The sequence below is a fragment of the Mucilaginibacter sp. PAMB04168 genome (genome assembly GCF_039634365.2).
Taxonomy (GTDB): Bacteria; Bacteroidota; Bacteroidia; order Sphingobacteriales; family Sphingobacteriaceae; genus Mucilaginibacter.
The window spans coordinates 2,349,551-2,372,799 of sequence record NZ_CP155079.2 but is presented as its reverse complement, the minus strand read 5'-3'; the positions used below and the strand labels follow the sequence as shown (position 1 = coordinate 2,372,799).

At 42.9% G+C, this 23,249-nt stretch carries 12 protein-coding genes; 1 reads left to right on the top strand and 11 read right to left on the bottom strand.

Features of this window, described 5'->3' with window-relative positions; genetic code table 11:
- Window positions 1-11: 11 nt before the first annotated feature.
- The 7 genes from ABDD94_RS10200 to ABDD94_RS10170 all read right to left on the bottom strand — a co-directional run bounded on the left by ABDD94_RS10200 (window position 12) and on the right by ABDD94_RS10170 (window position 14,372).
- A complete protein-coding gene (locus ABDD94_RS10200; protein WP_345955773.1) occupies window positions 12-587 on the bottom strand; it encodes an RNA polymerase sigma-70 factor in 576 nt (191 codons plus the stop codon).
- Window positions 588-678: 91 nt separating this feature from the next.
- On the bottom strand, window positions 679-3,042 hold the full coding sequence (locus ABDD94_RS10195) for a glycoside hydrolase family 3 N-terminal domain-containing protein (RefSeq protein WP_345955772.1): 2,364 nt from the start codon (window positions 3,040-3,042) through the stop codon (window positions 679-681).
- Between the two features lie 6 nt (window positions 3,043-3,048).
- Window positions 3,049-5,733: a glycoside hydrolase family 2 TIM barrel-domain containing protein gene (locus ABDD94_RS10190; protein ID WP_345955771.1), complete on the bottom strand. Its 2,685-nt coding sequence runs from the start codon at window positions 5,731-5,733 to the stop codon at window positions 3,049-3,051.
- A gap of 42 nt (window positions 5,734-5,775) precedes the next feature.
- Window positions 5,776-8,043 (bottom strand): GH92 family glycosyl hydrolase, encoded by a 2,268-nt coding sequence (locus tag ABDD94_RS10185; protein WP_345955770.1) that lies wholly within the window; start codon window positions 8,041-8,043, stop codon window positions 5,776-5,778.
- A 6-nt stretch (window positions 8,044-8,049) separates the two neighbouring features.
- A complete protein-coding gene (locus tag ABDD94_RS10180) occupies window positions 8,050-10,170 on the bottom strand; it encodes a discoidin domain-containing protein (protein WP_345955769.1) in 2,121 nt (706 codons plus the stop codon).
- Window positions 10,171-10,173: 3 nt separating this feature from the next.
- Entirely contained in the window at window positions 10,174-12,486 is a 2,313-nt protein-coding gene (locus ABDD94_RS10175) for a family 20 glycosylhydrolase (protein WP_345955768.1), read from the bottom strand.
- A gap of 23 nt (window positions 12,487-12,509) precedes the next feature.
- Window positions 12,510-14,372 carry a beta-galactosidase gene (locus ABDD94_RS10170; protein ID WP_345955767.1) on the bottom strand — a complete coding sequence of 621 codons (1,863 nt, stop codon included), beginning with the start codon at window positions 14,370-14,372 and terminating at the stop codon, window positions 12,510-12,512.
- Window positions 14,373-14,844: 472 nt separating this feature from the next.
- On the opposite strand from ABDD94_RS10170, the gene ABDD94_RS10165 reads away from it, so the two are divergent.
- Window positions 14,845-15,426 (top strand): RNA polymerase sigma-70 factor, encoded by a 582-nt coding sequence (locus ABDD94_RS10165; RefSeq protein ID WP_345955766.1) that lies wholly within the window; start codon window positions 14,845-14,847, stop codon window positions 15,424-15,426.
- A 105-nt stretch (window positions 15,427-15,531) separates the two neighbouring features.
- On the opposite strand, the gene ABDD94_RS10160 is transcribed toward ABDD94_RS10165, so the two are convergent.
- The 4 genes from ABDD94_RS10160 to ABDD94_RS10145 form a co-directional block, all read right to left on the bottom strand.
- Window positions 15,532-17,229, bottom strand: a complete 1,698-nt coding sequence (locus tag ABDD94_RS10160; protein WP_345955765.1) for a RagB/SusD family nutrient uptake outer membrane protein — start codon at window positions 17,227-17,229, stop codon at window positions 15,532-15,534.
- A gap of 10 nt (window positions 17,230-17,239) precedes the next feature.
- On the bottom strand, window positions 17,240-20,458 hold the full coding sequence (locus ABDD94_RS10155; protein ID WP_345955764.1) for a SusC/RagA family TonB-linked outer membrane protein: 3,219 nt from the start codon (window positions 20,456-20,458) through the stop codon (window positions 17,240-17,242).
- 231 nt (window positions 20,459-20,689) lie between these two features.
- On the bottom strand, window positions 20,690-21,745 hold the full coding sequence (locus ABDD94_RS10150) for a FecR family protein (RefSeq protein WP_345955763.1): 1,056 nt from the start codon (window positions 21,743-21,745) through the stop codon (window positions 20,690-20,692).
- A gap of 283 nt (window positions 21,746-22,028) precedes the next feature.
- Window positions 22,029-23,249, bottom strand: a complete 1,221-nt coding sequence (locus ABDD94_RS10145; RefSeq protein ID WP_345955762.1) for a DUF2264 domain-containing protein — start codon at window positions 23,247-23,249, stop codon at window positions 22,029-22,031.

The window sequence follows — 23,249 nt, the reverse complement described above, 5'->3', positions numbered from 1 at the left end:
AAGCGAATCTGTTAACCGAAAATGAGATATAAGAATGCCGATACAACACCAAAACGCACTCTTAAAACCCGGAGGGCTTTTTTCATTTGCGTGGATACGGTATGCTCTGATATGCTTAACCGATCGGCAATTTCCTTATTAGTCAAGAACTCTTTCCTGCGGAGTTCAAATACTTCGCGCATACGGGGAGGCATCGAAGTAATTTCTTTTTCAATAAGCCCTGCAATTTCCTTTTCCCTAATGAGGTAGTCAGTAGTAGAGTTTGCACTCATCATACTTTGCAACTGATCGGCGTAAGCATCACAAAAGCCTTTATGTCTGAATATGTTGAGCACTTTATTCAGCACAGCCCGGTACAAATAGCCGGATAATGTGGTTTGGATAATTAAAGAGCAGCGGTTTGTCCATAAAGTTGTAAAAACCTCCTGCACGACGTCACGTGCTTCTTCTTTATCGCGCAATTTGCGATAGGCATAAATATACAGCAGGCTATTATAACGATCATAAATTTCCTTAAACGCAGCATCATCATCCTCTCTTAACAAGGATATCAGATTATAATCGCTGAGTTTATTGAATTGGCTCATAAATAGCTCCAACGAATTTATGTAAAATTAACTTCTAAGTTATATACAGATAATATTATTATGTAACAAAATTATACTCAAAAACACAGTGTTATTTCTTACCATCGCCAATACTGAAACTTCCGGTTAGTTTCACATCGGCCGATGAGGCGCCAACCATTACCGAAAAGCTGCCCGGCTCAACTACCCATTTCATATTCATATCGAGTATTTGCAGGTCTTCCTCGTTGAGTAAAAATTCAACAGATTTATCTTCATAAGCTTTCAGGTGTATACGACTAAACTTTTTAAGCTGCTTGTTGGCGGTTACTACGGAGCTAACGTCGTCGGTCAGATACAACTGTACAACCTCGTCCCCCTCACGATTGCTTACGTTTTTGATATTGAATTTTACACTGATAGAAGAACCTGATGCACCTTGTATTTTACTAATCAAAAGGTTACTATAGTCAAATTTTGCATAGCTTAAGCCATAACCAAAAGGATATAGTGGTTTAGAATCAGTTTCGATATAGTTATGCGGGCTGGGCTTTTTGTAGTTATAATAAACAGGGAGCTGCCCAACAGATTTAGGTACCGAAACAGGCAATCGCCCGGCAGGGTTGTAATCGCCAAAAAGCACATCTGCAATAGCATTGCCACCTTGCATGCCCGGGTACCATGCGTTAATAATAGCCGGAACATGTTCGGCCGGCCAGTTTATATCAAGCGGCCTGCCTTCTATCAGTACCAAAACCACAGGCGTACCGGTTTTAACTATTTCTTGTAAAAGCTTTAGCTGCTTACCCATTAGGTCAAGGGTAGATCTATCAAAGCCTTCACCGCTTTCCATATCACTTATGGTGTTTGCAGTTACCTGCGCTGCGCCAGTGCTTTCATACTTGGTTTTAAAGTCACGTGCGCTCGATCCGCCTAATACTACAATAGCTATCTCAGATTTCCTGGCTACCTCAACCGCTTTTGCTATTTCATTAAAAGAAGTATCCCTAACAGAACATCCTTTTACATAGCTAATATTTGTTGTGGTCGGCAACTTGGCTCGCAGCCCTTGAACAACGGTAATTACACTTGCTTCATCCTGCGGAGCCGTATAGTCACCCAATTGGTTATACATATTATCTGCATTAGGACCTATTACGGCAATGCTCTTCAATGTTCGTTTAAGCGGCAGCGTACCCCTATCATTTTTAAGCAAAATAATAGACTCGTGTGCAACCTGTCTTGCTAACTGGATATTTTTAGCCGTCTTAACTCCATTTTTTGCTAGGGCTACATCCACATAAGGCTTTTCGAACAAGCCCATTTCAAACTTAAGTTTTAGTATGCGGGCCACAGCTGTATCAATTACTGCTGTAGCTACGCTACCTGCTTTAGCTGCTTTTATAAGAGCAGGCCCATAACCATAACCACTCAAATCAGCATCAAGGCCCGAGTTTATGGCCAATGCTGCGGCAGCTTCGGCACTTGCCGCTACTTTATGATTAGTTTCAAGCCCGCTTATACTTCCCAAGTCAGACACAACAAAACCGTTAAATCCCCAATCGGTGCGTAGCACATCTTTAAGAAGCACCGGGTTAGCCGAGCAAGGCACCCCATCAATAGAATTATAAGCCGTCATTACTGATAATGCTCCAGCTTTTACGGCGGCCTTGAAGGGCGGCAAGAACGATTGGTGCAGCTCCCTGTTACCTATGCTTACACTGCTGCCGTTATGCCCTCCCTCGGGTACCCCGTAAGCCGTAAAATGTTTGAGGGTAGCAATTACATTTATACCCGACGACAGGCTATTTCCCTGAAAACCTTTAACCACAGCCTGCCCCATGGCACTATTCAGAACGGCATCTTCGCCATAAGTTTCTTCTAAGCGCGACCAGCGAGGCTCGCGTGCCAGATCAAGTATGGGCCCATAGCCTATATGTGTGCCTTGTAAACGCGCTTCTTTAGCAATAACAGTTGCCATATTTTGTATAAGAGCAGGATTCCAGGTGCTGCTTTGGCCTATAGCAGTCGGAAAAACGGTAGTCCCTATGGCCATATGTCCATGTGGGCACTCTTCCGCAATAAAAACAGGGATGCCTAAACGTGTGTTTTCTATTGCATATTTCTGAATCGCGTTGGTAGCACGTGCGGCAAGCTCGGGGTTAAGTCCGTTTAAGAGTGTTTTTTTTGTCCAAGGGTCGGCACGCAGCGTAGCCCAAAGCATGCCAGTATACTGCTCTTTTAAAGCTTTTTTAAACACTGCGCTTACCGTAACCTGGTTGCCATTCTTCTCATACATCTCCCAACCTAAAAGCACCGATAGCTGACCAACCTTTTCTTCAAGTGTCATGCGGTTTAATAAATCGGCTACCCGTCGGTTCACGGGCGCAGTAGCATTTTTATATAACGGCTTATTTTGAGCCTGTACGTTAACAGCAATAAGAAGCGTGAGCCATAAATAAACTATTTTTCTCATGTACGTTTATTTAATAGTGATTTTTTGCTCATCTACGTTCCAGCCCTTCACTGAAAGCGTCGGTAAAGTTGCACCTGTTTCGGGTGTGTAATCTATAGTAACTATTTTGTTTTTGCCCGGTAATACTGATACATAATTATCACTGTAAAATACCGGAAGCAGCCGTTTACCCGTTTTGGGATCAAGTAAAGACAAACGGTTAAAGAACGCAACGGGATTACCTGCCACATTGCTCATCGTTACCTCAATTTTTCCTTTTTGCACTTGACGAGCAGTTACCTGCGGCGTTATCTTTTTCATCATATTAAGGCCCGAGTACATGCCTTTATCATCAGGGAACCAGTATAAATTTTCACCTATTGATTTTTGGTTCTCATCAAACAGCTCGAGGTGCAAAAAGCCGCCATGATTTTTCGCCATTACTTCTATTTCTTTTTTTACCGACGAGATCTTTTGAACGCTGCTTGGCCCCACATAGGCAAATATGCTTGTAAACAGCTTTTCTTTACCCGTAATATCATATGTTTTAATAACAAGCATTATGTTACGGCGCGGCTTAAAATCGTTGTTGGCAATCATTACCATACCATCAACCGGGTTGCACATTGCGTTTAAAGGCTTACTGCCGGTTTTTAACCCGTATAAGCAAGCATTTGGGTCCAGGTAATAATCATACATCTGCCCGCGCATGGCCGTCCACGGGTTCTGGGTTTTCCATATGATCACACCCGTATACCAATCCCACATGTGGGAGCTAAAGCCCTCTATCAATCCGCGATACTGATCATAGTTAACCAGCTGAGCCTTGCGCGTAAAATCCTCTATATCTGCCGGTTTTCCGTAGGGTTCAAGCATTTGCTCATACCCTACGCCTGTATAGGTATGATACGTCCATACAGAATCAGCGTCTTCGTTAGGATTTTGGCCGGGGCGTGGAACCGGTACCCGCATGTTTTCCTTCGGTATAAAGCGTTCTAAGGATTCGTAGTCACCCACGCCTACCGAACCAACTTCGGAATTAAAAGGAAAGGTTCTTTTTTCCCAAAATGTACTAATAGGTTGTATGGTATACGGACCATCGCCGTTGCCACCAATGCTATTGTACGACATTTCGTCGGAGTTGGAAAACTCAATGAACCAGCGTGTACCATCAAGTTTGGGCAGTATTGAATCGCGCAAAGGGGTTAGAATGTCTCCGGGCGGTGTGATTTCATTTCCACCGCACCATATAGCCAGTGAAGGATGGTTACGCACCATTTTTATCATATCCGCAGCCGACTCGAGGAACAAATGATGATCATCCGGATATTGCCGGCGCGTCCACTGGTCTTCAAGTTTCATAGGGTCAACCCAACGGCCATTGCAATCGCCCGACATCCAAAAATCCTGCATTACCAGCAGTCCATAGCGGTCGCAGGCTTCGTAAAACTCAGGGCGCTCCACCAATGCACCGCCCCATATCCTCAGTAAGTTGAGGTTCATATCCCGATGGAACCTGATCTCGGCATCATAGCGTTTTTCAGAGAACCGGAGCATGGCATCTGAGATGATCCAGTTGCCGCCTTTGATGAATATTTTTTGACCGTTTACCAAAACTTGCTTACTCATAGTAAGCGGATTCCATTCGGCTTGTATCTCGCGTATACCAAAAGTTATCTTTTCTGCATCCGATGCCATACTCCCCTTTTCAACGAATTGCAGGTTAATAGTATATTGTTCTTGTTTACCATAACCTGCGGGCCACCACAAATGCGGATTATTAAGCTTAAATACAGGCAGTTCCACATCAGCCTGGGTATTAGGCGCAATGCTTACCTGTTTGGACACCATTTTGCCATCTATTGAATATTGCAACACACCTTCTACTTTTTTGGACGAGGTATTTTGAAGTGATGCCGACACCTGGATCAAGGCAGGTTGCTGTGGTCCGTCGGGTAGTCTTTTACCTTTTACCAAAGTGACAACATGTGGGTCCTTCAAATTTACAACTCCTGTTTTTTCGATGTAAACTTTATCCCATATACCTGTATTACGATCTGCAATGGGCCTTATCCAATCCCAGCCGGCCGTGTACTGGTGCGACACATTCCGGGCTATAGTTCCATCGCCTCCTTGCCCGCCGTTAGGATTGCCGGGTACATCGGCAGGATAAACTATTACTGCTAAACGATTATTGCCATTGGCCGAAAGCAAGCTGGTTACATTGAAAGATTTACGCAGAAACATCCCTTTAAAGGGTGTAGCATTTACTTTTTTGCCATTTAGATATATGTCACAGCTGTAATTAATACCCCTAAAGGTTAGCCAAACCTGCTGCTTGCCTGAGGGCTGTTGTTCCTTAAAATCCTTTACAAACCAATAAGTATAGTATTGAGCGCCTGTGCTGTAAATATCCGGGATTTTCTTGTTGTTCATTCCCCAAAAAGGGTCAGGTATTTGTTTGTTGGCCAGCATAGTGGTTAGCACCGTTCCAGGTACTACGGCAGGCTGCCAACCAGCCAACGAATAAGTGGCCGATGATATCATATTACCCGTTTCAGTAACTTTGCCAACCGGATTACATTTCCACCCGCTATTAAGTTCGTACCGGTTTTGGGCAAAAGATAAACTACTCCCCAAAAAAGCCACAAGCGTTATCAAGTAAACTATAATTATCCTGCCTTTGCAAGCTTTTAATTGTGTTAGGTTCATATTATGTGTTACCGTTTTTAACATCTTTACTTGATAGCTGACTTATTGATATACTTTGCTTGATACAGGTCTGTCTTGCTTGTTTACCCCCCATATTGGCGAAGGTTTGCTGCCCATTACTATAACCATATTGCCACCAGCAACTATTGTTTTATGCGGCAGGTATGATTTATTGTAGCGTACACCATTAAGCAAAACCTTTTGTATGTAGATATTGACAGGGCTGTTATTTTTTACGGAAATGTTGAACACCTTACCGCCAGGCAAGTTTAAAACTGCCTCATTTACCGTAGGGCTGCCAAAAACGTAAGCTCCATTAGCAGGGTTAGCCGGATAAAATCCTAAACTTGAAAATATGTACCAGGCAGACATTTGCCCCACATCCTCATTACCTATAATTCCGTCGGGTTTGGTAGTGTAAAATTTGTTGAGTATGTACCTTACCTGTTTCGCTGTTCTCCAGGGTTTTCCTGCATAAGCATATAAATATGCAATGTGATGGCTGGGTTCGTTACCATGAGCATACTGGCCAATTAGTCCGGATATATCGCCCGAAACTTCTTTACCCATATCGCCTTTCGCTAAAAAGAACAAATCGAGTTTAGAGCTAAATGCTGTTTGGCCACCTAACAATTCGGTTAAGCCTTCTACATCATGAGGCACAAGCCATGTATATTGCCAGGCGTTTCCCTCCGTGTAATCATCCTTCATGTGCCGTGAAACAAACGGACTAAAGGGAGTGCGCCATTGTGTGTTGGAAACCCGCCCTTGCATAAAGTTGGTTTCCTTGTTAAAGTAATTACGATAATAAGCGCTACGTTTTTTGAAATATGCGTAGTCAGACGGTCTATTCATCTTCAAGGCCATTTGCGCTATACACCAGTCGTCAATGGCATATTCCAGCCCCATCGCTACGGATTCTACAGTACTATCGGCCGGAATATAGCCTAAGGTATTTACAAAGTTCAATCCCCTGTCGTTTCGCATGGCGGTGGCCTTAACAGCTTCGTAGGCCAGGTTTTTATCAAAGCTCTTTATGCCCTTTAAAAATGCATCTGCCACAACGGGTATGGCACTATTGCCTACCATTGTGTTGGTTTCGTTAGCCATTAAGTGCCATACCGGTAATTTTCCTTGTTGCTGGTATATAGCCAGCATTGAATTAATCATGTGGCCAACTTGCTTTGGTTGGGTAAGGGTGTAAAGCGGGTTAGCTGCCCGGTAGGTATCCCATAAGGAAAACGTAGTTAGGTTGGTAAATGGTGCGGTATGTAACTTGCCGTCTGTACCCTGGTACTGCCCGTTTACATCGTTAAATACTGAAGGCGCCATTAAGTTATGATACATGGCGGTGTAAAACTTAATCCGCTGCGTTGCTGAATCGGTTTTGATGAAGATAATTTGTAATTGTTTATTCCAGGCCTCATTAGCAGCGCTAACTGTTTGCTTAAAGTTCCAGTCGGGCAACTCCCTATCAATGTTAAGTAAAGCATTTTCAGCGCTTACCGGCGATATGCCTACCTTAACCAGTATTTTCTCACCAGGTTGCACGGCATAGCTTACTACGCCTTTTACATTAACACCCTTGTGCTGAATGCCTGTAATACGCGTAGTATCTTCATAAATGCCAAACCCTGATGGTGCTTTGGAAAACACAGCAGCAAAATAGATACGTTGTTTACTGGCCCATCCTTTTGAAAATCGGTATCCGGTAACCGTAGTGGCATTTACTTGTTTAATGTAAGTTTCGGTAGCATGATCGGCTATGCCTGCACCCAAATCAATAATAATGTGCGCCTGCGACGACTTTGGAAACGTATATTGATGAAAACCAACCCTGGTTGTGGCCGTTAGTTCCGCCTGGATGTCGTATTTGCTAAGCCTTACCTTGTAATAGCCGGGTTTTACCACTTCTTCTTCGTGAGAAAACAATGAGTAATAACCACCAGCTTTATTTTTAAGACTGCCTTTAAATACATTAATGGGCCCGGTGATTGGCATGATGGAAATGTCGCCTAAATCGCCTATGCCCGTGCCGCTTAAATGTGTATGCTGGAACCCTACTATAGTAGAATCAGAGTAATGATACCCTGAAGACCAGTCCCACCCTTCACCAATATTGGTTGGCCCGAGTTGCACTGCTCCAAAAGGAACATTAGCCCCAACAAACACATGACCATGAAAACCTGTACCAATCATTGGATTTACGTACTGAGTTAAGTTAGGCACTTGCGTTACTGCTTTATGCTGTGCCTGTGCAAGGCTGCAATTGAGAACTAAGGCTATAACTATTTTATACCACTGGTTCATGCTGTATTATTTGATGTTTACCCCAATTTCAGCTATCGTAATGCCGCTGCCACTAACCACGTGTTTGCCGGTTAGCTTAAAATAACGGGCGCTTACCGGTGCGCTTAACTGCACTGTTTGTTCAATGGGGTTAGATTTTATATTAGCAAACTCACCTTCGGCAGCCACTTTCCAGTTTACGCCATCTGTACTAACAGCGTAACTATAATTATCAATGATGCCGTCTGCCTTTTTATCCTGACGCGGTAAATAAGTGAATGCTTTAATGAGTTGGCTTGTGCCCATGTCTACCACAAAATCTTGCGGCAAATTAGTTACAGCCGAGGCTGGCCCTGTACTACTCCAAAACGTATCTTCATGATCATCAATTGCTTTCTGAGATGTGCCTGTACCAGTACTTGATGTAAGCGCTTTCCAACCTGTTTTAATAAGGCCGAACTGACGTGTAGCTATTTCGCTGTATTGCTGTTTTGTCTCAAAACTTCGGGCTTTAATTACACCACCATCAGGTAGCGCAAAAGGCTCGTCATACACCGGCGACTGTGGCGTTGGCGCTGTTCCATCTACAGTATAATGTATGCTACTCACCGGGGCTTCGGTGCTTAAGGTAACCAAGCCTTTACCACTTCGTGTTATCATTGGAACCGATAAATGAACCGGCTCTTTGTAGATACCTAATTCGCTTATGGCAATACATACCGGCGATTGCAATATGCGAAGCCTTAATTTTCGGGCCGTAACGTTTTTGCTTAAACGGATAAGCCTGTTAGCCCCTATACTGGTGGCTCCGGCTATTTCTTTCCATTCACCATTAACATCCATATCCAAGGCCACTTTTTCGATACGCTGGCCCAGCTTAATATTTTCACGAAGCTGTATTACATTAAAAGTTTTGGCAGTTTGCAGATCAATCTCCAGCGTAGGTTTGGTCACATTATCATTGGTTGCCCAGTAAGTGTAACGGTTCCCATCTAACAAATTTTGCGTGCCATACTTTGCTGTATTACCTCCCCTTACATTACTTGCGGTAAGCTTGGCTCCTTTAAGTAAATTAATGGCGAACGTTTGCTTTAGCAATTTACCAAATTCCTCTAATATTTGCTCATCTTCGCTGCTTATCACGCCATCATGATTGGGTGATATACCCAGATCCAAATTAGCGCCACGGCCTACACTTTCATAATACAGGTTGAGCAAATAATACGGCGACTTAGTTTGGCCGTCTTGCGCTTTGTGGTAAAACCATCCGGGTCTTAAAGGCACATCACATTCAGCTGGTATCCAGTATTTACCGTTACGCGTGCCTTCTACCCCCTCCCAATACTTTACGTACCCGTTAGCAGGCAATTTGCCTTCATCAGGGGCCTGCGGAGTATAAGTTGCCCAATGCGTGGTTCCGGCGCGCCCTTCCTCGTTACCTACCCAGCGTACATCCGGGCCAACATCTCCGAATATATTGGCCAGTGGCTGCATTTTGCGGGTTATGGCCCAGGTGCTGTCCCAGCCATAATAAGTAGTACGGTCTATTTTACGTGTTTCATTAGCACCGCCGTAATACCCATCACCGCCGTTTGCACCATCATGCCATGACATGAAAAGCTGCCCGTAGTTGGCGTACAGCTCTTTCAATTGCTGACGGTAAATGTCGACGTAAGCTGGCTTGCCATAAGTGGCATTGTTGCGGTCCCAGGGCGAACAGTACAAACCTAATTTCATACCCAGCTTTTTACAAGCCAATTCATACTCTTTAATCATATCGCCTTTCCCCTTCCGGTAAGGGCTTTTGCTGATGTTATGTGACGTAGTTTTGGTGGGCCATAAGCAAAAACCATCATGATGCTTGGCCACTACTACTACGCCTTTAAAGCCGCCCTTTTTAGCAGCATTTACAATTTGCAACGCGCTGAATTTTGAGGGATTTAACAGTTCGGGACTTTCATTACCATACCCCCATTCTTTATCTGTATAGGTGTCTAATCCGTAATGAATGATGCAGTACATCTCGGTTTCGTGCCAGCCAATTTGCCGGGCTGAGGGCAATACGCCGTATGGTTTGGGAGCAGCCTGACCAAATGCCAAAACATGAGTAACAAGCAACAAAACTGTTATGATGGATTTTCGTATCATTATTTAGTTTTTGAACCAACTTTCTGGTATATCCTGTGCCTTTTGTCCTTTAACACTATACTGCAATTTTAAGGTATACCCTCCACCGCCTTCAATAAAATCGAGTTTAAACCGCTGCAAACCTTTTTTTAACGCTACTTGCCCGCTTTTTTCAACAGCGCTATGCAAGCCATCATTGTCAACGGTTAAACGGTTGGCAACGGTTAGCACGCCACCATCATCACAAGTAAGGTAAAATGTATAAATATCATCCTGAGGAACGTTAATATAACCCGAATACTTTACAGCAAACGCCGGCGCTTTAATGCTCTGCGGCACAACAATACTGCTTACAGAAAATACACTATCAGGTTTAGTACTTATGCGGCTTACTTGTTTAAACAGTCCCTTATGCAAAGTTGCCGTCAACCCGTTATAAGAAGCAGTTGCGGTTGCTGCCGGAGCCAGTGACTGATGCTGATAGTTGATTTCATAAACATCGCCACGGCGACCAGCCGGGGTAAATGCAGCTACTTTGATTTTTTGGGTAGTTGTAATAACCAGGTCGTTAAGAAGATTTGAAGTCGCTGTAGGCTGACTACCATCGGCCGTATAGCGCAACAGTAAATTTGCCATGGGTTTATTAATTTTTAAAGTTTCCTGGTCGGTAAATACCCGGGTATCAATCATGTCGGGCAGGTCCGGCAGGCGGTAGTTCACCTTTAATTCATCTAAACGCTTGTAGTGCTGCATTAACCGGCTCCGATAGTTATCAAAGTCGCGTTGTTTGTCGTTGGTCCATAGTACTTCGGCAAGGGCGGTCATACGGGGCATGTACATATAATCCGCACGCTGTTCGGTGGGTATATATTCAGTCCATATATTTGCCTGTGCACCCATTATGCCTTCGGCCTCTTTATCGGTTAACCCTTTGGGGACCGGGTTGAACTTGTAAACATTGTAATCAGCATTCTTATCATATTTAGCATCAAAATATAAAGGACTACCCGGAGACATGATGACCTTGTTGCCGTTTTTTGCAGCCACTATAGGAGCCTTAGGCACCCACGAACGCCAGTACATTACCAACGCAGTAGGGCTGATACCACCTTCTAATATCTCATCCCACCCTATTAGCTTACGACCCTTGGAATTGAAATATTTTTCCATGCGGTTAATAAAATAGCTTTGCAGACCGGCCAAATCCTTAATGCCCTCGCGTTGCATAAATGCTTTACAAACTTCAGATTTTCCCCAATCTGTACGATCTACCTCATCTCCACCTATGTGTATGTATTTGGATGGAAAAATCTCCATAATTTCATCGTACACATTCTGGGCAAATTCATAGGTGGCCTCGTTACACGGACAAATAGGTTTGGTAAAAAGCTCCCCCCAGTTATTTTCGCCATTGCAGGTTAAAAAAGGGTATGAGTTTATAGCTGCCATCATATGGCCGGGCATATCTATTTCCGGAATGATGTCAATTTTACGTGCCAGTGCATAGGCAACTACGTCTTTCATCTGTGCCTGGGTATAAAAGCCACCGTACAAAGTTTTACCGTTTCGTTGAATTATATGCTGCGGATCTATTATGAAGTCGGGGTTTTCTGCTGCCCTCGCCATGCAAACCGAATCCTGGTTATTAAATGTGCGCCAAGCTCCCTCCTGTGTAAGTCTAGGATATTTCTTAATCTCAATGCGCCATCCCTGATCGTCGGTTAGATGCAGGTGAAACTTATTAAATTTATAGAGAGCTAACCTATCGATAAATTTTTTTAAATAGTCTACTGAAAAAAAATGGCGAGAAACATCCAGGTGCATGCCTCGCCAGTCATATCCAGGCTCATCTTCAATAATTAAAGCCTGTAAAGAAAGCTGTTTAGGAGCAATTTGAAGTTTATCTTCTAAACTTTCGGGCAATAATTGCCTGATTGTTTGAATAGCTCTGAAAATGCCAACACCACTATTAGCTGATATGGTTAAACGCTTTGGCGTGATTTGCATACGGTAACCCTCGGTACGGGTTATGGCGGCGTCATTCACTAACTGGATCACCGTACTTTTTGCCGATGAACGAGGACCTGCTTTTATAGTAAGGTTCATACGTAAAACCTCATTAAGTGCACCTGCTTCCGCGCTGTATGTGCCGTTTGCCGGAAGCTGTATAATGGTTTGAGCATTTATTACAAACAAGCCTTTGCCCTCTACCAGTTTTTTGGGATACGGTATAAGCGGAAAGCGTGATGCAGCATTCTGTGCTTTAAGGCTGCCGCCAAATACCACAAGTGCGGCTATAAGTAATAGCATTTGCATTTTAAATAATGGTCTTTTCATAAGATGGGTCAGCTATGCAAAAATCAGTTAGTTATGTTTTGGTCAAGAATAGCATGATCAATGGCATTTAAGATGCGGTGGCCATTTTTAAGTTCATCAAAAACGATTACTTCATTTTTGCCCTTTTTGAGCCATCCTGCGGGTACGTAGAGCGTTTGCTGCGGACCAATTTGCCAGTACTTACCCAAATTGTGTCCGTTTAAAAACACAAAGCCTTTACCAAAAGACCGCATATCCAAATAGGTATCTGCCGTTGTGGTTAAGGTAAAAGTGCCTTTGTATAAACCCGGTGCAGTTGCCGTGAATGGCTTAGCCGCATACTTAAACGTGCTGAGGTTAGTAAAAGGCAAACGGTACATATTCCAGTTAAGTAACTCCTTGCCGTTAAGACTGGCCATTTTCGTAATACCATGGCGATTATCGGCCAGGTACGGGCCATAGTTAATACGGCCGTTATTTTCTACTAAAATATCAAGCGTGGCGTTTGCCGGTACATTAGCAAGCATAACCGAATCTTGTTTTAACCGCCTATCGAGCGTTGCAATCTGCTTTCCATTTAAATAAATAATGGCATAATCGCGCAAGTCTTTTAATTTTAACATCCCCTTCGACGATACCTTTGTGCGGTACAATACAAAGCCGTAAGCCTGGTTAAGATCCTCGAAGGTTAAAGTTCTTTCATTTGTAACAGCCTTGGGCAAATAACTAAAAACATTGGCGTAAGCGCTTAACTTAATATTGTTAATGGCCTTAGCTGTTTTATTAGCCGGAACAGGCGGTAAAGTTTGTCCTTTGGGCAAATACCTGGATATTACCTCCCTGAACTTGTAATATTTAGGGGTAGGATTTCCTGCTTCATCCAGCGGGGCATCATAATCGTAACTTGACACTTGCGGCGAATAAGGGTCATTAACGTTCATGTTTGCACCATTCATAAAATCACGAGTAGTACCGCCGTGAAACATATACATGTTAATGGATATACCCGCAGCTAAAATATCGTCAAGTTTTTGAGCAGCCCTTTCGGCCGGAACACGGGCGTGCTTCTTACCCCAGTTATCAAACCAGCCCGGGTACCATTCGGCAACGTAATACGGCCCTTTACCATTATGGTACTTGTTAATAAGTGCTTTTACCTCGGCTGGGTTTTCTAAACCGTTAACAGCAGGCAGGTAGCCCGGTAAATAACCTTTCGGCATCTGGTCTGCCCCATCGCAGGTAAATAAAACACCATCAAAACCGGCATCGCGGAAAATTTTGCGGTTCAAATCGAGGTAGCTCTTATCGTCGCTATATGATCCATACTCATTCTCAATTTGTATCATAAGGATATTGCCGCCATGGGTTACCTGCAGAGGCACTAATTGCTTCGCCAGGTTGTTTATATAGTTGGTATAAGCGGAAATAAATCGGGTGTCTTTACTCCTAACTTTCAAGGTGCTATCTTTAAGCAACCACCAGGGATAACCGCCAAACTCCCACTCGGCGCAGGCATAGGGGCTGGGCCTGAGCACTACCCACAGACCTTCCTGCTGAGCTACTCTTACAAATTCGGCAATGTCATTATTACCGCTGAAGTCAAACTTCCCTTTTTGAGCTTCGTGCGCATTCCAGAATACATAAGTGCCAATGGTATTAAGCCCCATTGCTTTTGCCATCTTCATACGGTCTCGCCAGTATTCGCGGGGTACACGGGCACAGTGCATCTCGCCCGATATCATTTGCAGAGGTTTGCCATCAAGCAGGAAATCGGTATCACCTAAGGCAAAAGTGTGTTTTGATTGTGCCGCTGATTGTTTAAAACTTATGGCTAATGTAAGTATCAATAAACTCGACAGTAAACGGTTGAAAAAGTTATTCTTGCGTAGAAATAGATTTATAATCATTTGTTTGGCATTTTAAAATGACATGTTGGGCTCTAATAATTTGGCCGCTATTTTATTTGCTGGTAAACCGGCTTATGGGATGAACCCTATGTAAATTATAATAGAGACCGATAAAACATCCGTTAGATCTATTACATGTAAAAACAGCCACAATTAGCGGCATAATGATTAGGCTTTAAACATTCATTGTAAGGTTGCTACAAGTTGCAGGTCCTTACAATCGTAAATATAATATTTAATATCTTTTTAAAAAATTTAAAAAGTTAAGACAGATTGTTGCCGACAAATTTTGTAGAAACAAACGACTTATTTTAAGTCTTAAAGTTCGCCATGAGCGCAGAAATCGTCTTATCAATTCACTTTACAATTAAATAACCGTTTTGCCTACATGTAAAAATATTGTTATTATTACTTGAAAAGATTATTAATTATTTCGTTACTTTCGGATTGATGTATTTAGCAGCAAAAAAGTATGACTAAGGCCAGTAACGATGATAGCCTACAGACGCTTTGGCTCAATGTGTGCCATCATAGTGATGCTGCGTCATACGAAATCATATTTCACTTACTAAATGCACCTTTAATTAAATTCAGTATCCAGTATGTACACACCCGTCAGGTGGCTGAAGAAATCGTAATCGATGTTTTTCTCAAGTACTGGAACAAAAGGACTGAACTTACCCATGTAATTAATCCAAAAACTTACTTATATACGGCTGTTAAAAATCAATCTTTAAACTATCTTAAAAAGTTCTCGCTGGTGCGCTATGTAGAACTCGATCAATCCGGCAAATATGAACTGATTGACACTGCAGACCCCCAGCTCATCATGGAGAAAAAAGAACTCTTTAAAAAGCTTGATGATACAATAGAGAGTTTACCGCCACAATCACGCATGGTTTTTAAGTTAATAAAGGATGATGGCCTAAAATATAAAGAAGTAGCTCAACTGTTAGAAATTTCCCCTAAAACCGTCCAAAACCATTTATTCTCAGCAATTTCAAAACTCAACAAACGACTGAAAATTTATATGGAAAGGGCCGCGGCTAAATAAGGCGGCATCAGCTAGCAACTTTACCACATTCAGTAATTAACTTACCATTTTAAAAGTCGGGATACTTAGCTCCCAACTTTTAAAATGGTTGCTACACCGGATATTTTAATATCCAGGATTTTGAACTAATTTACCATGACTGCGTTGAATTTCAGAGAATGGGATTGGCACCAGGTTCATCTTTTCAACAAACTTACGCGTGTTGTCGACCACGTTAGTTAAATTGTATTCAAACGTATTGCCATTTTTCAAAATAAGCGCACCCAACGCTGGCTTAGCAAAAACTGCAGCACCCAGTTTCCAACGGCGCATATCATGAAAGCGGTGTTGTTCAATCACCAATTCTACACGTCTTTCATTGCGGTAGCGTTGCACCAGTGCTGCACCGCCCTCGGTAATAGCCGGCATTCCGTAACGGCTCCTTATCGTATTTAGTGCGCTACGCGCCTCGCCTTCATTGTTTAATGCAATCTGGGCTTCGGCATAGTTAAGGTAAAACTCAGACTTGCGGAAATAGATCCATGGACTCAAGTTTTCATCAGCGCCTTTTTGCTGAGCCCTTTTGCCCTCATCCAAAAACTTACGAAAGTTGTAAGCCGTAGGTGAATTATTCCAAGGTTGGTTTGGCCCGCCTTTTCCGTCTATACCGTTTTTAGCAGTATTAGTAGGATCGTTTTTATCATAAAAATACTGCAATTCGCGATTTAATTTTTGCTCAGGGTCAAAAATAGTGGCACCCTGGTATAAAATGGTTTTAGCAAACCGTGGGTCGCGGTTAGTATACGGGTTACTGATGTTGAAGCCTGAGGTTGGATCAGACGGCAATTTTCCGTTGGTCATTTCATAAGCGTTTACCAGATCCTGAGTCGGCACAAGTGTTCCCCAGCCGTTCATCGATCCCGGGTAAAACCACATGTTTATCCCCCATTCGCCGCCGCCGTGCGCATTATTTTGAGTAAAGCTGCGCGAAAGGATAACGTCGTTACGGCTTTTACCGTTAAAAACGTTACCATAATCATCGGCATTAGTTATATTATTTATGGAGGTTAGATCCATAACCACTTTATTGGCATCGCGGGCGGCTATCCACCGTGCCTGCTCGTTATTAGGGTTAAACAACGGGCTTGCAGCATAAAGCAATGTGCGGGCTTTTAGCGCAAGTGCAGCTTCACGGCTCGCTTTGCCATAATCTGTTGCAGTAAAAGATGGCAACACTGCCGCAGCCAAATCGCACTCGCGCACTACAAATGCAGCAATTTCATCAGGTGTGTTACGCGACACATCATAACTTTCCTGCCCAAGGTTGTAAGTTTCGGTGATTAAAGGTACGCCGCCGTACCAGATCATTAAACGGGCATAAAAAAATGCGCGTAAGAAACGCATCTCTCCACCAAGTGCCTGCAACTGCGCGGCGGGTATAGTAGAATTTGTAGTTTTTTCAAAAAACAAATTTACTCTCCTGATCTGGTTATAGCTGTTTGACCATAAATTATCGTTTAAAGATTCCCCCTGGTCGCTTCCTATCTCCCCTGCCGTATAAAGGCGATATGGGTTGGTAGTGCCGCCATGCTGGTTGTACCCATCGTCGGTCATACCTTCTATAAATTTATCACCCTCGCCTCCAAACGGGTGGCCCATACCCCGGTAAACGCCGTTAACATATTGTGTGAGCAATGCAGCATCTGCAAATACGTCGGTTTCGCTGAAACCGTTAAGCGGTTTTAAGTCAAGGATATCCTGTTTACATGAGCCTGCTGTTAAAGCACTGAAAAACAGAACACAAAGTATATATTTAATTTTCATGGTCTTTCAATTAGAATGTTAAGTTAACGCCAAAATTGATACTCTTGGTAAGCGGGTATCTCCATCCTTTTTCGTTTACGTTTTCCGGATCTGTTAATCCCTTGCTCTTCAAACCGTCAACAGTAAACAAATTGTACCCGTTAACATAAACACGTAAAGCTTGCACACCTACCTTGTTTAATACGGCTTGAGGAATAGTATAACCCAACTCAATATTTTTTAGACGAGCAAAGGCTACGTCCTGATAAAAACTACTGTTAAGGGCGATGCTACGGCCCACCCGCGCTAGCGGATTTGCAGTTGCGTCAGGCCTCCAGGCGTTGGCCAGGAAGTAATCAGGGCCGTTGGTACCAAGGTTAACGGTATAGTCCATATACTGCCTAGCTTTTGCTTGTCCCTGAATTAAGGCCGAAAGGTCAAATCCCTGGTAGCTTACGCTTAAATTCAGGCCGAATTGTATTTGCGGAATGTTTGAATAGGGCAAACGCACACGATCATCGGGTGTTACTATCCCATCTTTATTCACATCCTCGTAAATGTAATCACCCAATCGCGGCGTATTTTGTGCGGGATGGGCGGCTATGTCGGCAGCGGTTTGATATATACCTATAACGTTGTAAATAAGCGGCGATCCCAAAGGGTTACCCTCTGCCTTTTGATAATCATACTGGTATATATTTCCCTCATCAGCAAATTTGAGGTTGCTTTTATTGTAAGTAAAGTTTCCACCTACGGTGTATCTTGCCTTACCTATTTGGCCATTATAATTAATCGTTCCGTCAAACCCTTTGTTGCTTACACGCTGTATGTTTTCACTTGGCAGTAAAAGACCAGTGTATTGAGGAACTGTAATGTTGCGTGGACCTAAAATATCGTCACGTTTGTTAAAAAACGCATCAAACTCAAACGTTAATTTGTTACGGAAAAATCCGGCCTCTAAACCAATGTCCTGTGTAATTTGCTTTTCCCAAGTGATGAACGGATTAGCTGCAACGCCCGGATTTAATACTAGAACATCGGTATTACCGCCAAATACGTAACCGCTGCCATAGGTGAACTGGTTAAGAAATTGGAAAGGGTCAACCCTGTCATTACCTAATTTGCTCCACGACGCACGCAGTTTTAAGTTAGACAGCCATGAAATATCTTTCATGAAAGCTTCTTCGGAAATTACCCAACCGGCTGATAAACCCGGAAACAAGCCAAATCTGTTGCCTTCAGGAAATATTTGTGAACCATCGTATCTTAATATGGCTTGAAACAGGTATTTTTTCTCATAGTCGTAACTTACCCGGCCAAAATAGTTCTGCCTTGCACTTTCGATAGCTGAACCAGTATTTTGCTGCGTACCTGCGTTACCCGCAAAAAGCTGATCAATTAACGGAGAAGCGAAATTTGCCCTTGAAGCTGCAAAATTGTCTGTGCGTATTTCATTTTGCTCGTAAGCTAAAAATGCCGACAGATTATGTTTGCCGAAGGTTTTGGCATAGTTAATTTTAGCATTGAGGGTAAGCGATTGGACGCGGTTGTAGGTTTGTTGTAATGAATTAGGACCAAACACTGTTGGAGCTACAGCACCTGTGTTATTTTGGCTGTAATAAGTCCATGGCTGTGCCCACACCTTACGCAAGGTTTGCGTAAAATCGTAAGCTGCGAAACCGTCTATAAATAATCCGGTTAACTTGGGTACATCATATTTAAAACGGAATGTGCTGTTAATTAAATTCAACTCGGTTTTGTCAAAACCCGGACCTTCTGCAATAGCTAAAGGGTTATTGTTTTGCCGACCTGCCGTTGGTAAACCATTTATTGTGGCAGGCGTGGTAGGGTCGCCCAGTAATGCGCTCTGATATAAAACCTGCTGTTCTTGTTGTAAGAAGTTTTGGTTTTCGCGCCTGCCTGCGACATCAAAGCCTATAGTTAAACGTTTAGACGCCTGAGCATCTATATTGGTACGGAAATTATACTGCTTGAACTTGGTGGTTTCATCGCGCTGCTGCAAACCGTTTTGATACGAGGTGCCGGCTGATAAGAAATATTTAACCTTTTCGCTACCGCCGCTCATGGTAAGGCTATGCCTGTTTTGAACAGAATAGTCCTTTAAAACCTCGGCCTGCCAGTCGGTGCTTGGTGAGGTACCGTTTGCAAAATTTGAAAGTTGCGTACCATTGAATGTTGGCGTCCTGCCGGCCTGTAGGTCTATATCATTGATGGTACGTGCATATAATGAAGCATCAGCCATTTTAACAAGGCGCGTAGGGCTAACAAAACCTTGATTAAAGCTGTAATTAAACTGCGACTTGCCAGTTTTGCCTCTGCGGGTGGTTACCAATATAACGCCGTTTGCGGCTTGTGCTCCATAAATACTTGCCGAAGCATCCTTTAACACACTGATGGTTTCTACATCGTTAGGGTCAATACGTGAAATACCGTCGCGGTTGGCTACACCATCTATCACAATAAGCGGCGAATTATTACCGGTAGTTCCTAAACCTCTAACCAACAAGGTGGCTTCGTCGCGGCCCGGCTCGCCGTTACGCTGGTTTACAATTAAACCCGGTACACGGCCAGCCAGTGCATTTGAAATAGCCGGGGCAGAACTCTTTCTAATCTCAGATCCCCTCACCTGTGATACTGCGTTAGTTACCTCTTTTTTTAACTGAGTGCCGTAACCAACAACCACCACTTCGTTCAAATTCTGGTCTGCCAATTCCAGGTTAACAGTTATATTGTTTCCCGTTACCGGCACCTCAACAGTTTTATAACCAATGTAGCTAACAACCAGTACATCGCCGGTATTGGCTTCGATAGTAAACGCGCCCTGTGCATTTGTAATTGAAGTTCTCGACGCGCCTTTAACCTTCACGCTCACGCCCGGTATAGGAACTTTATTTTCATCATATATTACCCCTAATACTTGCTGTTGATTGCCTGATGGTTTAATAATGATGAGATTATTAGTTGTTGGCTCGAAAGTGAAACCCGAGTTTAAGAGCATTCTGTTCAGCACGCTGGGCACTGGCTCATTTACACTACTGATGTTCACCGTTAGCTTGTTCAGATTAGCCTGCTCGCTGTAAACAAAATAATAATCACTTTTTGCTTCAATCAATTCAAGCGCTTTTGTTAAACTAACATTATTGAGCTGTAAAGTAATTTTGGTTTGAGAATATACATTAGCTAAAGCTTGAAAACTTAGGCAAATGGCAAGAACGAAAGTTAATTTCATGGTTATCAGCGATTTTATTAGCCAATAGTTTTCACTCACACCCTTGGGGTGTTTAAAAAAAATCATATTTTTACGATTTAAGGTTAATTAATACCGTCCTTCTGGGAAAAGGCCGGTGTGTTGTTAGTCTTAATTTTAGCTGATGGTACTACCTCCTGGTAGTGCCATTTTTAACTTGTAGCGTAATTTTTTCGCATAGCTTTTGGTTTAGTTTATATTTGGTTTGGTTACTTAATCGATATACACTTTTCCGTTCCTGATTTTAAAAGTGAACGGACTACCCGTACGGCTCAAAACGTAAAGTACATCCTGCAGGCTTTCAGTTTTAAATGTGCCATTAAACCGCAGGGCTTTTGCTTTTTCAGACTCGAACACTATTTGTGTTCCATAACGTATCTCCAGCCGGTTTGCCAAAACCTCAAAAGTTTCGTCTCTAAAAACAAGGTGATTGCTCATCCAGGCGGTTTCAACTACCGCCGGGGCTTCGTCGGCTTCATAATGTTTCAGTCTTGATAAGATTACCTTTTCATTAGGCTCTCTTAAAGAGCTTTCAAAGTTTTTGCTAGTGTTGATGGTAAGCTTATCATTTGGCTTAAGGTAATAAACAGACCGGGCTTTGTTATGAAGCGTAACTTTGATTGACCCATGTATCAAAACTGCCTGCTGCTGTTTCTCTTTAGGATAAGCACAAACATTGAACGAGGTGCCCAAAACCCGGATATCCATCTTAGAAGTATGTATGGTAAAAGGGCGCTTAGCATCTCTTTTAATATCAAAATAACCTTCGCCACTTAGGGTGACTTCACGACTATTACCAGACATACGGATAGCCGCCAGACTCGAATTTCTATTTAATTTGATAACAGAGCCATCTGCCAGGGTCACTTTTTTTATTCCTGCAGAGATTTGGCCATTAATTGCTGTGTTATTAACCGTAAGTTCAGATTCGGTTGCTTCCCTACCCGACTTACTGATAACAATCACTGAAACAAAAAAGACCAGCAAGGCTGCTGCAACCAAAAGCCATCTGTTCCTGGAAAATATTGATGATTTTGCATCCTGCTCCTGAACATCCTGCTGGCGTATTTTGCCAGATAACTGCTCGAATAGACGCTGGCTGTTGGAGTTATCGGTTTCTTTAGTTTCCCAATACTCCATGAGCATACGATACCGGCTTGCATAGCTTTCATCTGAAGCAAGTAAAGACTGCAATTCGCTTTCCTCAGCTTCTGTTAAACTGGCATTGAGCTTATGAAGTATTAGTTCTGAAAATCGATTATCGTCCATTAAAGATGGGGCTTTAATGGCATAGACAATAATTTTGAAAAAAGTGCCTATAAGTAATTTAACTATTTTTCACAATTAATAATAAAAGTGATGAGCTAAGTCTGGCACGTATTGCTCTATGGACGACTAATGAATAACAAAAGATAAAAATACACGTCACTTGACGGCTCATTTCTTTTGGACGCCAATTAAGTAACCTAACTGCAAAGAATGTCGCTGGGGTAATTGGCAGGCCTGAAATAAACGGTTTTAAATCAAAACTACCACTCAAGCCAATTCAACACTATTTCATATCTAGGGCGTGGTCTACTATGGCTTCTTGTCCGGTCCATACTTTAACGGCCGACCAAGGTCTTGCTGGAGCGCTCCAAAACTCATCAGTAGACGGCAACCCCAAAGGCAAAAAGATGTTGGCACATAAATAAAGGCTCCCCGTTGTGATATAAAAATCGGCCAACCCTATCTGCTTTCCATATACACCCATATTTAGCCAACCCGTTGGCATAAAAGTTTGGGGTGCAGATAGTGTTTTAGTTATAACAGCGGTAAGTGCTGCCCTTACTTGTGAGGGAGCTAGTTTTTCGGGTAGCTGCTTTTTTAAAGCCATATTTGCTAGGTGCTGAAAAGCTGCTCCACGGTATACAATTGACCGGCCGGTAGTTGGGTATGAACCGTCGGTATTTATCATTACCTCTTGTATTTCGGCGTATCGCTTAGTTATCTTACTTAACCGTGCAGAATGGTCGGCATACAATTGAGTTTTTGTATTAATGATCTCCAACATTGCTGTCAAGAAAGGTTGTATAACATAGCTGTTGTAATAATCCAGACGAAAATCATCTCCATCAGAAAATACACCATCGCCAACATACCATTGTCCCATAAACTGCCGTATCCCGTAATCTATGCGCATTGCATCATAATCTACGCCATACTTACAAAAGAACGCCTCAATTACGCCCGAAAAAAGTAGCCAGTTGTTATAATTGGGCGTATAGGTACGAGTAATTTTTAGGGCAGTTATTGTTTGTTGCTGCACCTCTGCAGATAGATGTTGCCACAACCAAGGACACCTTATAAGTCCAAGAGCGAAGAAAGCGCCATCAACCAGCGGTTGTGCACCTTGCCACTGCATATAATCTTTTGCCTTAGGGTTAACAGCATTGCCAACCGCCTTAACTGCCCATTCGCGATACTGGTTTCTGAGCTTTTGTTCTGCAGATGAACCACCTTCGAGGTTAAGCCAGGGCGCAATACCACTTAGCGTACGGCCAAATGCTTCCAAATAAGCAACCTTTGAGCGAATATCCTTATCATCGGGATGCTCTGCCATTAAAACCGGCATATTAGCCTTCAATTTATCGTCGGCCAAATTTGAGAATACCGGCCGCGCCACTTTATCCAGCTGGCTTAGCCAATATGCTCTGTCATTTGGAGGTGTATCATGCGCATTGAGCTGAGAAAATTGAAACAACGTTAAGAACAGAAAACATAGCTTTTTCAT